Origin of the sequence: Rhizobium sp. C4 (assembly GCF_021026315.1) — a bacterium.
Taxonomy (GTDB): Bacteria; Pseudomonadota; Alphaproteobacteria; order Rhizobiales; family Rhizobiaceae; genus Ensifer_A.
The window spans coordinates 207544-222055 of the sequence record NZ_JAJNCX010000003.1 but is presented as its reverse complement, the minus strand read 5'-3'; the positions used below and the strand labels follow the sequence as shown (position 1 = coordinate 222055).

12 protein-coding genes are annotated in these 14512 nt (G+C 62.9%); 4 read left to right on the top strand and 8 right to left on the bottom strand.

Features of this window, described 5'->3' with window-relative positions; all coding sequences use genetic code 11:
- Positions 1-18 precede the first annotated feature (18 nt).
- Complete coding sequence (locus LQK84_RS07455; RefSeq protein WP_230828061.1) at positions 19-912, bottom strand: LysR family transcriptional regulator; 894 nt, start codon at positions 910-912, stop codon at positions 19-21.
- A gap of 123 nt (positions 913-1035) precedes the next feature.
- Between LQK84_RS07455 and LQK84_RS07450 the strand changes: the two genes are divergently transcribed.
- Entirely contained in the window at positions 1036-2619 is a 1584-nt protein-coding gene (locus LQK84_RS07450) for a proton-conducting transporter transmembrane domain-containing protein (RefSeq protein ID WP_230828060.1), read from the top strand.
- Positions 2620-2623: 4 nt separating this feature from the next.
- Positions 2624-5035: a YbcC family protein gene (locus LQK84_RS07445; RefSeq protein ID WP_230828059.1), complete on the top strand. Its 2412-nt coding sequence runs from the start codon at positions 2624-2626 to the stop codon at positions 5033-5035.
- Positions 5036-5137: 102 nt separating this feature from the next.
- On the opposite strand, the gene kduI is transcribed toward LQK84_RS07445, so the two are convergent.
- A complete protein-coding gene (gene kduI / locus LQK84_RS07440; RefSeq protein WP_230828058.1) occupies positions 5138-5962 on the bottom strand; it encodes a 5-dehydro-4-deoxy-D-glucuronate isomerase in 825 nt (274 codons plus the stop codon).
- A gap of 391 nt (positions 5963-6353) precedes the next feature.
- On the opposite strand from kduI, the gene LQK84_RS07435 reads away from it, so the two are divergent.
- A complete protein-coding gene (locus tag LQK84_RS07435) occupies positions 6354-7391 on the top strand; it encodes a LacI family DNA-binding transcriptional regulator (protein WP_230828057.1) in 1038 nt (345 codons plus the stop codon).
- 219 nt (positions 7392-7610) lie between these two features.
- A complete protein-coding gene (locus LQK84_RS07430) occupies positions 7611-9548 on the top strand; it encodes a methyl-accepting chemotaxis protein (protein ID WP_230828056.1) in 1938 nt (645 codons plus the stop codon).
- 131 nt (positions 9549-9679) lie between these two features.
- On the opposite strand, the gene LQK84_RS07425 is transcribed toward LQK84_RS07430, so the two are convergent.
- The 6 genes from LQK84_RS07425 to LQK84_RS07400 form a co-directional block, all read right to left on the bottom strand.
- Entirely contained in the window at positions 9680-11032 is a 1353-nt protein-coding gene (locus LQK84_RS07425; RefSeq protein ID WP_442966911.1) for a glycoside hydrolase family 130 protein, read from the bottom strand.
- Positions 11029-13308 (bottom strand): glycosyltransferase family 4 protein, encoded by a 2280-nt coding sequence (locus LQK84_RS07420; RefSeq protein WP_230828054.1) that lies wholly within the window; start codon positions 13306-13308, stop codon positions 11029-11031. The genes LQK84_RS07425 and LQK84_RS07420 overlap by 4 nt, the downstream gene beginning before the upstream one ends.
- Before the next feature lie 60 nt (positions 13309-13368).
- The gene (locus LQK84_RS07415) at positions 13369-13572 is read right to left on the bottom strand and encodes a hypothetical protein (protein WP_230828053.1); all 204 of its coding nucleotides are present in this window, start codon (positions 13570-13572) and stop codon (positions 13369-13371) included.
- Positions 13573-13648: 76 nt separating this feature from the next.
- A complete protein-coding gene (locus LQK84_RS07410) occupies positions 13649-13912 on the bottom strand; it encodes a hypothetical protein (RefSeq protein WP_230828052.1) in 264 nt (87 codons plus the stop codon).
- 61 nt (positions 13913-13973) lie between these two features.
- Positions 13974-14141 (bottom strand): hypothetical protein, encoded by a 168-nt coding sequence (locus LQK84_RS07405; protein WP_230828051.1) that lies wholly within the window; start codon positions 14139-14141, stop codon positions 13974-13976.
- Complete coding sequence (locus tag LQK84_RS07400) at positions 14125-14457, bottom strand: hypothetical protein (protein ID WP_230828050.1); 333 nt, start codon at positions 14455-14457, stop codon at positions 14125-14127. Before LQK84_RS07400 ends, LQK84_RS07405 begins: the two co-directional genes overlap by 17 nt.
- Between the last annotated feature and the right edge of the window lie 55 nt (positions 14458-14512).

Sequence of the window (14512 nt, the reverse complement as noted above, 5' to 3'; positions counted from 1 at the left end):
TCGCGTTGACAGACCCGGCTAAACGGTGAGGTCGCCCACTGCCCCACGCTCCAGAAGCGGCCGCACCAGCGGATTGGGGAAGCGGCGCTTGACCGTCACCGCATAGAAGGATTCGACCATGCCGGGGAGCGCGTCGAACTCGACCAGCGAACCGGCTTCGAGCTCCCCCGTGACCACAATCGGCGGCAACACGGCGAGGCCGGCACCCTCGCGCGCAAGAAGACGCATCATTGCCATGTCGTCGACTTCCGCCGCGATCTGCGGGGTGATGCCAAGCCGGGCAACCAGCGCTTCGAACTGCGCGCGCACACCGCTTTCCAGTGTCGGCAGGATCACCGGATGCGAGCCGAGCAGGTCCGCAAGCCCCGCCCCCGGCTTGCCATAAGACGGCTTGCCGATCAGGCTGACGCGCTGCTGATAGACATGCTGGGCGATGAAGGGTGTCAGCGAATCGGCGACCGGCGCCTGGTTCAGAAGCACGATGTCGAGGTTCAGAGTCTCCAGCGCGCCGAGCAGCTCGCTGGTGCTGCCGGAGCGCAGGATCATGTCGACATCCAGCCTGCCCAGGATCGGCCGCAGGAATTCCAGCTGAAAGTTTCGCGACAGGGTCGCTAATGCCCCGATGCGGATCGCGCGGCGCGCCCTGCCGGTTTCCTTCAAGGTTTCAATGAGTTCATCGCCGGTGGAGAAGATGGTGTCGGCATGGTCGAGCGCGATGCGGCCAGCCTCCGTCAGATAGAGCTGCCGGCCCCGTCGCTCGAACAGCGGATGCCCGAGACGCTCCTCCAGCTGCTTGATCTGGATGGACAGCGCCGACTGCGAAAGGTTCAGCCGCTCCGCCGCCCGCGTCAGGTTGCCGTCATGGGCAACAGCGCGAAAATAGCGAAGATGGTGATAATTCAGCTCGGTCATCGTTCTATTTAATAGAACGTTATCAGATAAACAATGAATTTTCTTTAGATTTCGCTGCCTGATAACACTCCTGCAACAAGCCACGACCGCCTCCCGGGTCGGGCCCTAGACCGGAGTTGTCCCGTGATCCACGCTCTTCCGCTTCTCGCGCCGCTGCTTCTTGCTGCTGCATCAGTCTTTGCCTTTCTCTCACCCGGGCTTCGGCCGCGAATGGCGATCCGCGTTGCCGAATGGTTTGCACTGGGCTCCATTCTGGTCGCCGGCCTCTGCGGCCTCGTGCTCGCCGTCTACGGTTCGGGAACCGGTCCATCTGTCGGCTATGGCCTCTTCACGCTCGCCACCCGGCTCGACGCGGTCAGCCTGACGATGCTGCTTCTTGTCTCGTTCATCGGCTGGATCGTTCTGCGCTACGCCGGAACGTTTCTTGATGGCGAAGCGCGGCAGGGACCATTCACAGGCTGGATGACGGCAACGCTGGCGGCGGTGCTGCTGCTGGTGCAGTCGGGCACGCTGCTGCAACTGGTCCTCTCGTGGATATCGGTGAGCCTGCTGCTGCATCGGCTGCTGCTCTTCTATCCGGAGCGGATTGCGGCGCGGCGCGCGGCGCGCAAGAAGTTCATCATCTCGCGCACCGGCGACGTGGCGCTGGTCGGTGCCGCGGTTCTCCTCGGCCTCTCCTTCGGGACCGGCGATATCGCAACGATCCTTGCGGCCGCCCGCGAGGGTCAGGGGTTGCCGCTCACCATCATCGCGGCAGCGCTGCTGGCGGTCGCTGCTCTCCTGAAGTCCGCGCAGTTCCCCACCCATGGCTGGCTGACGGAGGTGATGGAAACGCCCACGCCGGTTTCCGCACTCCTGCATGCCGGCGTCGTCAATGCCGGGGGTTTCCTGCTGATCCGCTTTGCAGATGTCATGCTGCAGGCTCCGATCGTGCTCGCCGTACTGGTCATGGTCGGCGGCTTCACGGCGATCTTCGGCAGCGTCATCATGCTCACCCAGGCGGCGGTGAAGACGTCGCTTGCCTGGTCGACCGTCGCGCAGATGGGCTTCATGATCCTGCAATGCGGGCTCGCACTGTTTCCGATCGCGCTGCTGCACATCGTCGCCCATTCGCTCTACAAGGCACATGCCTTCCTCTCCTCCGGATCGGCGGTCGAGACCGTTCAGTCCATCCGGCGGCCCGGCCCGGTCGCGATCCCCGATGCCAAGGCTGTTGGCCGCGCATTCCTCCTGGCGCTCACCATCTATGCCGTAATCGGGCTCCTCTTCGGCTTCGCCGACAAGCCGCCGCAGGCCATGGCGCTGGGCGCGATGCTGATCTTCGGTGTCGCCTATCTGATCGCGCAGGGGCTTGCCGATGCCGCTCCCTGGGCGCTGACCTGGCGGACCTCGCTCTACTCGATCTCGGCCGCGACCGCCTATTTCGCCCTCCAGCACATTGCCGAAGCGCTGATGCATGGCACGCTGCCGGCCACGCCTCCGGCCGGGCCGCTGGAATGGTCACTGATGCTGCTCGCCGTCATCACCTTCGGCGTAGTGGCCGTGGCGCAGTCGCTGTTTCCGCTCTGGGCCTATCATCCGGCCGCAGCGGGCCTGCGGGTCCATCTGTCGAACGGCCTCTATGTCAACGCGCTGTTCGACCGACTGCTCGGCGGCTGGACCGTCTCCACGACCACTGCCGCAACCTCCACGTCTTCCAGGGATTAATTCGATGACCGATACCACCACCATCGACACGCTGTTCGGCGAGGCTCTGGCACAGGCGGCAGATCAGGCCGTGCGGGCCATCCCGCCGGCATGGCCGCTGACCGCGACCGTTGCCGTCAACCCTTTCCTCGGCCAGACGACGGAACCCCGCGATCAGACCGCCGCGCGCCTCGCCCGGATCGGCGGCGTGCGTCTCGCCCTGCCGCGCAGGCACTATGCCGCGAAGATGGCCGCGGGCGAGATCCTGGAGGAGGACCTGCTTTCCGCCCTGCAGTCGAGCCAGCCACCGGTCGCGCTTGACCTTGCTGCGCTGAAGGCCGCGCTTGCCTTGGAGCCGCAACAGATCGCGGCCCTGCCGACAATTGCCGATCTTGCAGCCGGGGCGACGGGCAAGGACTGGCCTGGCCTCGTTACCGAGCGCATCGGCGCCTTCGCGGCGGGGTTTTTCGACGAGGGGCAGGCTCTCTGGGCTGCCTCGCCGCGCAACGGTCTCTATGCCGCCTGGCGCGCCTTTGCCACCCATGACCTGACGCCGGAAATCTTCGGCCTCAAGGGATTTGGCATCCATGTTGCCGATACGCCGGAAACGCCGCAGGCGGCGATCGAGCGCGCTGCGGTCTCGCTCGGCCTCGGCGGCGAGCCGGGCACCTATTTCCACCAGCTCCTGCTCACGCTTGGCGGCTGGGCGCAATTTGCCCGCCACATCCAGTTCAAGGCGGAGATCGACGGGCGGACCGACACGACGGCACTTGAACTGCTGGCCGTTCGGCTGCTCTTCGAGGAGGCGCTTTATGCGCGCCACAAGGCGGCAATCCAAAAGCAATGGCTTCAGGTCCGGCGCGCTCATGCCGCGCCGATCGCGCCCGATCTTGAAACGATCATCGACGGGGTCCTGCAGCTCGCCGCCGAACGCGCGGCACAGCGCAAGCTCGCCGCCACGCTCGCTGCACCGACCACCGTGAAGGTCGCCGAGCTTCGGCCGGTATTGCAGGCGGCCTTCTGCATCGACGTGCGCTCCGAGGTCTTCCGCCGGGCGCTCGAAAGCATCGATCCCGGCATCCGGACGCTCGGGTTTGCCGGTTTCTTCGGGCTGGGCGCGAGCCACCGGGGTTTTGCCTCGGACGTTTCCGAACATCGGCTGCCGGTTCTCCTCAAGCCCTCGGTCTTCACCTGCGCCGCGGTTGACGACGGCGAAGACAGGCAGGCCCGGTTCGGCGCCCGCGCGGTCCGGGCATGGGGCCGGTTCAAGCTCGCCGCAGTGTCCTCCTTCGCATTCGTTGAGGCGATGGGGCCGGTCTATGCCGGCAAGCTGCTGCGGGACGGGCTGGGCTTTGGCAAGAGCAGGAAACCGGACGCCGCAAAGCCGCGCCTTGCAGATGGCCTTGATCTCGACACCCGCGCGGCCATGGCCGAAAGGGTGCTGAAAGCCATGTCGCTGACCGATGGCTTTGCGCGGTTCGTGCTGATTTCCGGTCATGGCGCGAATGTGGTCAACAACCCCTATGCCAGCGCGCTTCATTGCGGAGCCTGCGGCGGCTACGCCGGCGACGTCAATGCACGGCTCCTCGCCGATCTGCTGAACGGCAAAGACGTACGCGACGCGCTTGCAGCCAAGGGGATACGCGTCCCGGCAGACACCGTCTTCCTGGCCGGCCTTCACCATACGACCACCGACACGGTCACGCTGTTCGACGATGATCTCGGGCAGGCGATTGTCGGGGACGACATGCGCCTTGTCAGGCAGTGGCTTGACCAGGCCGGGCAACTGACACGGGCGGAGCGGTCGCAGCGCCTGCCGCTTGCGACCCGCGAGACCATGCTGGCGCGGAGCCGCGACTGGGCGGAAGTGCGCCCGGAACTCGGCCTTGCAGGCTGCCGGGCCTTCATCGCCGCACCCCGGGCCCGTACGGCGGGACGGTCGCTGGAAGGCCTGGCCTTTCTTCATGACTACGTCTGGCGGAAGGACCAGGATTTCAAGGTACTCGAGCTCATCCTGACGGCGCCAGTCGTGGTCGCGAGCTGGATCAGCCTGCAATATTTCGGCTCATCGGTTGCGCCCACGCTCTTCGGGGCCGGCAACAAGCTCCTGCATAATGTGGTGGGCGGCTTCGGTGTATTCGAGGGCAATGGCGGCAATCTGCGCGCGGGCCTGCCCTGGCAATCCGTTCATGACGGGGTCGATCTGGTCCACGAGCCTTTGCGGCTGACGGTCGCGGTCGAGGCGCCGAAGGAGGCGATCGGGGAGGTACTGCGGCGGCATCCGCAGGTGCGCGCGCTTTTCGACAATGGCTGGCTGCATCTCTTCGCGCTTGACGAGAACGGCCAGATGGCCTGGCGCTATGATCGCGACCTCGGCTGGATAGCGGTCGACAGGACGCAAGACAGCCCGCTTCGCGCGGCAGCCGGGCAGAACTAGTTGGCGAGACAAACAGTCGGCGGCTCGCCGACTGTTTGTCTTCCACGTTGTTGAAACCAGGCTTCAGAGCTCTCCAGTCAGGAAGAGAGCCTGTCGCAGGTTTCAGCGCAGATCGCGGGGATGAATGAAATCCATGTCCTTGTAGTCGACATTGTCGCCAGCCATGGCCCAGATGAAGGTGTATTTGCCGATGCCGGCGCCGGTGTGGATCGACCAGGGCGGCGAGATTGCGCCTTCCTCGTTGGCGATGAAGAGATGCCGGGTTTCCAGCGGCTCGCCCATGAGATGCAGCACCCGCGACGGCTCTTCCATGCCCCAGTAGAGATAGGCTTCCATGCGCCGGTCGTGGATGTGGGAGGGAACCGTGTTCCACACCGAGCCATCTTCCAGCGACGTATAGCCGAGGATGAGCTGGCAGCTTTCCATCACGTTGGGATGGATGAACTGCTTGATGGTGCGCTTGTTGGAGTTCTCCGTGTCACCCATCTTCACTTCGATGCAATCGGCAACGGTGACCAGTCTGGAGCGCAGCGGCTTATGGGCGGGCGCCGAGGTGATGTAGAACCGTCCCGCGCCAGAGAAGGTGACGGGGCCAGACCCCATGCCCAGATAAAGGACATCGCCGGTGGCCATGTCGTAGGTTTCGCCCTGTGCGCTGACCGATCCCGCATCGCCGATGTTGACGATCCCCATTTCCCGTCGATCCAGGAAGCTCGGCGTCTTGGTTTCCTCGACGCGGTCCAGCGTCAGCTTTCCGCCGGCCGGCACGGCTCCGCCCATCACGAAGCGATCGTAATGGGTATAGATCAGACGGATCTCACCGCTTCTGAACATGTCCGTCGCCAGGAAATTCTTCCGCAGCTCCGATGTGTTCATGCCTCTGGCATGGTCCGGATGTATCGCATGACGCGTTTCGACAGAGAGCATGTTTTCTCCTGAACTCTGGGATGGATCCGTTGTCGTGTCCCGATTTGAAGCGGACAGCCATGTCAGGGCGGCCTCCCCTTTCAAATCATGTTTCTGCGCCGTTGCTCTTTGCCACGTCGCCAGGATTGCACCTCAATGCATCCGGAAACAGTTGTGCAAATTTTTGCGCTTACCAGATTGACTTTCCTGGAAAATTTCGATTTTGTCAATGATACAGGAGATTTCTCGCAATTTTAGACTTCCGGAGACCTGGTGGCCTTCTGGATTTTGTACAAAAATTTGCACGTCTGCTGAAATGATCTCTGGTCGGAAAGGCCACGACCCGATCAGAGGGACCGCATGGTGATCAGTCGAACGGTGGAGCAAAAGCCGGTTTGGGGAAAGACATCGCGTGAATCTCAAGCAGATCGCAAATGCCGCGGGGGTTTCGGTCTCGACCGTCAGCAGGGCGTTGAGCGGCAACCCGCGCATATCCGCCGAGATGCGCAGGCGCATCGTCGAGATCGCCCGCGCGCAGGGCTATGTCGACCGGCGCCTCAATGCAATCAGCCAGGCAGGCCTTCAGTCCATCACGCTGATTTCCACCCACGGCATGCTTGAACCGGGAGGCAGCAATTTCGTTTCGTGGCGCATCCTCGAGAGCCTGCGCAACGAATGTGCAAGGCGCGAAATCGCAATCGAGCCGGTCATCTTCGAGGAGAACCGGATCGACCCCAGGCGGGCGTTTGAGGCGGCGCGGGCCTCGTCCACGGACGGCATCCTCCTGCACTATGACGAAGACCCCGAACTTCTGGAAAAGCTCGCGACACTCGGAAAGCCGGTCGTCCTGCTGATGGGGCTCGATCCCACGTCGCGGATCAGTTCCGTCGGGGTGGGCAATTCCTACGCCGCCAGCCTTGGGACGAGGCATCTCAGCGATCTGGGACACCGGGATATGCTTCTGGTGTCGTGGAAGGGCCGCTACACCATCCGCCGGCGCGAAACCGGCTTTGTGGAAGCCGCCCGCGAGAGCGGGATGCGCGACCCGGAATCGGCGATCCTGCGGCTGAGCGGCTATGAGCCGGAGATTGCCGAGGCGGAATTCGACGCCTACCTCGCCACGCTGACCTCCGGCATTCCGGCAACCGCCATCTTCTGCCTCTCCGACAATATCGCCATCGGTGTGATGCGAAGCCTGGCAAAGGCGGGAATTTCCGTTCCGGATGACATGTCCGTGGTCGGCTTCGATGACAGCATCGCAGCGCAGATGATGTCCCCGCCCCTGACATCCATCCGCCAGCCGCTCGAGCAGATCGGGCCGATGGCACTTTACGAACTCGAGCTCGCAAACAGGCTTGGCGCAGGCTACCTCCCCCGCCGCGTCGAACTCGGTTGCTCGCTTTCGGTTCGTGGCAGCTCACAGCCTCTGGCGCGTGCGCGAAAAGGCTAGCTGAGCCTGTTCCGGGCACAGGCTCCCCTGGTCTTCGGCTATCCGCATCAATACGACATTACCCGATCAAATCTCCATTCCCGGGAGGCCGGACTTTCTTCAACTTCGGGTCGTCAAACATCACAAAGACAATATATCAAACATTAACCATACAGCTTTGCGGTCGCGCCTGAGAACAGGCGAGCCAGAACTTGGCCCACCTGAAACTGGGGGGCACGCGTGACACTGTTTCAGAACATCAAGATTATTTCCAAGGTATCCGTTATTATCCTCAGCATGATATTGGTGAGCCTGGCGGTTGCTTTCGCCAGTTACACCTCAAGCTCCACGCAGGCGCAGAATGCCGCCTGGACGGATCATACCTACGAGGTGCTGGACAAGGTCGCCAGCATGATGAGCGCCATGGTCGATCAGGAGACCGGCATGCGCGCCTATCTGCTCGCAGGCGATCCCAAGTTCCTTGAACCGCAGATTTCGGGAGCAAAGGCCTTCCAGGAAAACTGGGCAGCAGCAAAGAAGCTGACCTCGGACAATCCGGCGCAGCAGGCTCGCCTCGACGATGTGGCCAAGCTCGCCGCGACGTGGAACACGACCGTCGTCAAGACGGAAATGGAGCTGATGAAGGATCCGGCCAGCCAGGAAAAGGCTCGGCAGATCGAGATCTCCGGCGCAGGCAAGGCGTCCATGGACGGCATCCGCAGCAAGGTGAGGGAGCTGCAAGAGGCGGAAACCTCGCTGCTCGGCAAGCGCAAGGCCGATGCTGAATCCGCCGCTGCGATGGCAAAGACAACCGCCCTTGTCGGCGGCATCGTCATGCTGGCCCTTTCGGCCGCCGGGCTGCTCATCCTCAACAACACCCTCGTCCGCCCGCTACGTCGCCTGAATGACTGCATGCTGACGCTGGTGAAGGGTCAGAACGACATTGATGTTCCGGGCCGCGACCGCAAGGACGAACTCGGCGACATGGCAGGTGCCGTCGAAACGTTCCGGCAGACGGCCATTGCCAAGATCGAAAGCGACCGTGCTGCGGCCGAGAACCGGTCGATGACGGAAGCCGAGCGCACGCGCGCCGCAGAGGCCGACAGCCGGCGGGCTGCCGACATGGCGCAGGCGACGTCAGGCCTTGCAGAAGGCCTCAAGCAGCTGGCCGGCGGCAATCTGGGATTTGAGCTGACACAGAGCTTCGCAGCCGATTTCGAAGGCCTTCGCAAGGACTTCAACATGGCGGTGGCACAGCTGCGCGACACGCTTTCGGCCGTCGCCAACGCCACCTCGGCCATTGACGGCGGCGCACGCGAGCTGTCGTCGGGTGCGAACGATCTTTCCAAGCGCACCGAGCAACAGGCCGCATCGCTGGAACAGACCGCCGCGGCGCTCGACGAGATCACGACGAATGTCACGACCTCGTCCAAGCGCACCGAGGAAGCACGGGCGATGGCCATCGATGCCAACAAGTCGGCCCACACCTCAGGTGATGTCGTTGCCAATGCGATCAATGCGATGCAGCGCATCGAGGCGTCTTCCAGCCAGATCTCGAACATCATCGGCGTCATCGATGAAATCGCCTTCCAGACCAACCTTCTCGCGCTCAATGCCGGTGTCGAAGCCGCGCGCGCCGGGGACGCAGGCAAGGGCTTCGCGGTCGTGGCACAGGAAGTACGGGAACTGGCCCAGCGCTCGGCGCAGGCCGCCAAGGAGATCAAGGACCTCATCCGCACCTCCGCCGGTGAAGTCGAAAGCGGCGTGAAGCTGGTGACGGCAACGGGCGATGCGCTGAAGGTGATCGAGCAGCATGTCGTGGCGATCAACAGCCAGCTGGATGCCATTGCCACCTCGGCGCGCGAGCAGTCTCTCGGGCTGGCGGAAGTCAACACCGCCGTCAACCAGATGGATCAGACGACCCAGCAAAACGCGGCCATGGTGGAAGAGGCAACGGCGGCGAGCAGCGCGCTTGCGGTGGAAGCGGACAAGCTCCGCGAACTCGTCGGCCGCTTCCAGCTCGACGGCCGCGGTGGCGCCACGGCGGCAAGATCCAGCGCCAGCGCGCCAAGGCCGGCCTCTTCGCCGACCCATTCGCATGCACCGGCGCGTATCAACAGGGTGACCCGCGTTGCGGCAGGCGGCGGTGCGGCCACCGCGAGCTGGGAAGAGTTCTAAGATACCACTCTGATGATCGGAGGAGCCGGGATGCCGGCTCCTCCCTTTCTGTCTGGTCTACCGTCTGATCCAGGCAAAGCGGCTCGCTCCGCGTGAGGAACGCTCCGCGACCCGGCCCACCCGATCCCCTGTCAATCCATACCTGTCGGGCGCATCGTCTCCAGAAGACGGCTGATCCGGATCGTCGTGAAATTGGAATAGGTGTCGGAGACCGCATAAGGCAGGGCGATCAGATCGCCGTGGCGCATGGCCCCGCAGGAATAGACGACGTTCGGCACATAGCCTTCCCGTTCCGTCGCATCCGGTTGCAGCAGGGGTTCGACCGTGCGCGAGAGGATGATGCTCGGGTCGTCCTTGTCGAGCAGCGTCACGCCGATCGCGTAGCGCCGCATCGGACCGACACCATGTGTGAACAACAGCCACCCCTCGTCGATTTCGATGGGTGAACCGCAATTGCCGATCTGGACGAATTGCCAGGCGAATTCCGGCTTCATGAGCAACTGGCCCTCGTCCCAGTGATGCAGGTCGTCGGAATAGAGCAGGAAGAGGTTTTCGCTGTCCTGCCGGGCGATCATCGCATAGCGGCCGTCGATGCGCCGGGGAAAGAGCGCCATGCCCTTGTTGCGCGCGGCAGGCCCTCGCAGCGGCGTCAGGCTGAAGTTCAGAAAGTCGGTCGTCTCCAGAAGCTCGGAGCGGATGGATGAGCCGCTATAGGCGGTGTAGGTCGCGTAATAGATCGTCTTGCCTTCATCCTCGAAGGCGACGAAGCGGGCATCCTCGATGCCGTTGGACTGGGCCTCGGTCACCGGAAAGATCACACGTTCGCCGAGATCGCTTTCGTCGCTGAAACTCAGCGCAATGCAGCCCGCAGGCGCCAGACCATCACTGGCATGAATGTTCGGCAGCCCCGCCAGCCGCGTCGGCGCATCGATGGACACGACGCCATTTTCATCAATGACGCCGGAGCGGAAGGTCAGCGAGGATATATGCCCCTCTCCGACCGCTCTCAGGCTGATGATCACCCGCCGGCTGCCTTCCGCAAGGCCGGACTGATCCGGATGCGGCACGATGCTCGGATTGAAGAGCGCGGAGGATTCGAACGAATATTCGTTCATGAAATAGGCGCCGACCAATTGCCGCTGCTGCTGGCTGAACCGCTGATGGTGAAGAAACGCATCCTCCATCGCATCGGCCCGCAGCTCGAATTGCCGCAACAGGTTGCGGTGCCGGCCTTCGAAATTGGCGAGGATGTCGCGCAGCTGGTTGGCAGTCGACGTTGCGTCGAGCGACAGGACGCGATCGACGATCTCGTTGGCCCTGGTCTTGTCGCGCGGATTGAGATGCCGGGGCTCGGTGGAGGGCTTGAAGGGTCGCACGATGACCCGTGTCGGATCAGGCCTCAGATAGAGGGCCTGCCGATTGAGGATGTTGCGATGGGGCAAGGTGGATCCTTTAAGGTCTTCCTGGGGAGCGGCGTTGCTCATGACAATTGCCGGAATTCGGCACGCGGAAGCACAGGGGTCAGTTTCAGGTTGGTCTGCGCTATCTCGATGCAGGAGATCAGATAGCAGAGCACGGATTCCGCGCCGCGGTTCTCATTGGGGCGATCCGCATGCAGGCCGTCGCGGCAGCTGCCCGTTTCCGGATCGACCAGGGAGACGCCGTGGTCATTGCTGCCTGTGAACCAGTCGAAGGTTCTGCAGGCGGCTGCAATCCAGTTCTTGTCGGACGTGGCTTCGAACGCCGCAAGGCAGGCGGATATGGTCGCCGTCGCCTCGACCGGTTGCTGATCGAAAAGCTTCGGCGCCTTCCCGATCTCGAAGAAGCCATCGGTGCCGATTGCACGAAAGTGGCCCTTGTCCGACGTCTGCTGGGTCATCAGCCATTGCAGGGTCGAGATCCCCGTCTCGACAAAGGCGAAGACGTTGGTGGAGAGGCCGGTCAGGATCAGGGCCTGGCTCAGCCGGGCATTCTCGTAGGACAGTCCCTCCTCGAACCAGTGGCGCTGGCCATGCGACACGCGCCGTTCCAGGTCCATCAGGTTTTCCGCATGCCGGACGCGCAACATGCTTGCCTGGTGGTCGTGCGGATTGGCCCGGCAGTAATCGTTGAGCCCCAGAAGCGTAAAGGCACGCGCCCGAGGCGAACTGAAGGTGAGCGTCACCGACATGGCCCGCGCAAAAAGCGCACTTGCCCAATGGCGGCGCGGTGCATCGGCATCGGAGAGCGTGCAGGCACCAAGTGCCCAGAGGGTCCGGCCGTGGCTGTCTTCGGAGCCCTCGCTTTCCAGCCAGCGTCGATCGAAACCCATGAAATTCCGGAAGCGGCCAGTATCCGGGTTCCAGGCATGCTCGACAAAGGCCGCGAAGGATGCCGTCATCCGATCGCCTATGCCGGTCTCACCTGCCGCCGACATGAGCGAGGAGAGCAGGAGCGCGCGGGCATTGTCGTCGACGCAATAGCCATGGGATCTGTCGGGAACGGAATATACCGCGTGCTGGACGATGCCCGTGTCGTCACACATGGCCTGGAAGTGCCCAAGCTTGAGGGCCGTTCGTTGTAGCGGACGCTTCATTCGCATCGAGACCAGATCGCTGACGAGTTTCGGTCGCGACGCCTCGGAGGCCTTGGCCATGCTGTCAAGGTAGAGCCTGGCGACATGCGACCAGATCATCGAGCGCCCGGCATCATAGGCCCGCCTGCGCATCGCCATCCGGGCGTCGTCATCGCCGAGCAGGTCGGCAATTGCCTTGCCGGTGGCCGTCGCGTCGCCGAAGGGCACCAGAAGGCCGCGTCCATCCTTCAGCAGTTCGCGGGCATGCCAGTAGGGCGTCGAGACGACCGCGCTGCCCATGCCGAAACTGTAGGCGAGCGTCCCGGACGTCATCTGGGCCTCGTCCAGATAGGGCGTGACATAGACGTCGCACATCGAAATGAAGTCGAGCAGTGTCGGCAGATCGACGAAATGATTGAGAAACTGCACCGCATGGTCGACACCAAGGCGTTCGGCGCGCTGACGCAGGCCATCGCGATAGCTCTCGCCCTGCTGGCGAAGCAGCGTTGGATGTGTGGCGCCGAGGACGATATACAAGGCTTCCGGGTTCTCACGCAGGACCGCAGGCATGGCGTCGATCACCGTCTCGATCCCCTTGTTGGGAGAGAGCAGACCAAAGGTCAGGATGAGCGGTCGGCCGGCATAGCCCCGTTCGGCCTTGGCCGTTTCCGGATCGTGAAAGGGCCGGTCGGGAATGCCATGGGGGATGACGTCGATCTTCGGAGCCGCGACGCCATAGATTTCCGTCAACAGTGCCCGCCCCTTCTCTGCCATGACGACGACACGGTTTGAATGGGCGGCAACCTTCTGCAGGACGCGATGCTGCGACGGCGTCGGGTCGGCGAGGATGGTGTGGCAGGTGGTGACTACCGGGACACGCAGGTGTTCCAGCAGCTTCAGAATGAAGTCGCCGTCGGGACCGCCAAAGATGCCGAATTCGTGCTGCAGGGACACGGCGTCGAATTGACCCTCGTTGAGTATCCGCGCCGCGGTCACATAATCTTCCGCCTCGGCTTCGCGAATCTCGAAGATCACCTCCGGTGGATAGGCGTAGCTCTGCTGGTCATCGGTCATGGCGATGATGCTGGTCCGGATGTTTTCGGACGCTCCGGCCATGGCCTGGGAGAGGTCACCGGTGAATGTGGCGATACCACATTGGCGGGGTGGGGAATTGCCGATGAAGGCGATACGCATTGGCTTGGACATGGGCTTTCCCTTCAGAACATGGCAGCAACGTCCAGGCCACAAGCGGCCGGGACATCGGGTTCATTTGAGGTCCACCGCTTCGAGATCCCGTTCCTGGGCAACACGTTCCTGGTGAAGTTCGGCGTTCCACAGTCGATACTGCGGGCTGTTGTGATAGGCCGGCATGGGGGCCGCGACGGTGTAGGTGCGGGCGGCGGCAGGCGAGAGGCCTCTTGTGGTCACGAGGCGGACCACCTGTCCGACGGTAAAGCGATGAGACGGCATGGCATTTCTCCAAAAATCGGCAGGTTTCGTCTGAACTGTTTGGGTAGCGCCTTGGCATAACAGCTACGAGGGCCGATCAGTTCCCTTTGGCGGATAGAGCGCGGTCGTTTTCCAGAGCGGTCTCCAGGTCCGACGGATCGATGTCGAACAGGCTTGTCTTCTTGCCGGCGACGACCTCGATCAGGGTTGCGACCCGTCGATAGGCGAGCCACGAAAGTCCCGTGATCTGCTCCTCGTCGTCCTGTATCTGGTAGTCCCCGGGCTGCTGCTGGCCTTCGAGACCCTTGAGGGTGAAGGGCGCATCAAAATGCACGGTTCTCGTCTTCGTTCGCATGAACATCGAAAGCTCCATCTCCGGTGGGTTGGCGACGCGGAGGTGAAGCCGGACCGCAGGATTTTCATCAGTTGCGAGCAGGATCCGCCCGCGCCTTGAGTGGAAACAGGATGATGCTGCATTTCTTGCCCCGATCGTGAGGCTGCAGCGGGACAACATTCTGCCCCTGCGGCCGGATCGCGTTGAGGCTGGCTCGGACATCGGCCAGAATGACGATTTCATCGGATTTCTCCATCGTCGTCCTCCGTTTCCAGGGTTTCGTTCCTCGCCGAATCAGGCCTCCCGGGAGCGGGAAAACTGCCGCCATCATCTTCCCAGCGTTCCAGTGCCAGCATCCAGGAAGAGGCGATCTGAAGCCTCGACAAAGGGTATGCGTCGCTCATGATCATGCCATTGGTGATATGGCCGATAATCACATGCTCGCGGGCGTGATCGGGCCCCTCGGCGGCTTTCAGGTCTGACGTCACATAACCCGAACGCTTGAGGACAGATCTCAACACGCGCTGATCGGCACTGGCATTTCCGTCGCGCGGCGTTCGCCGCGCTACCATGGCAAGGCAAAGAGACGTCGCTCAAGACGTTCACAGGCCTCCAAGGCGCTGAATG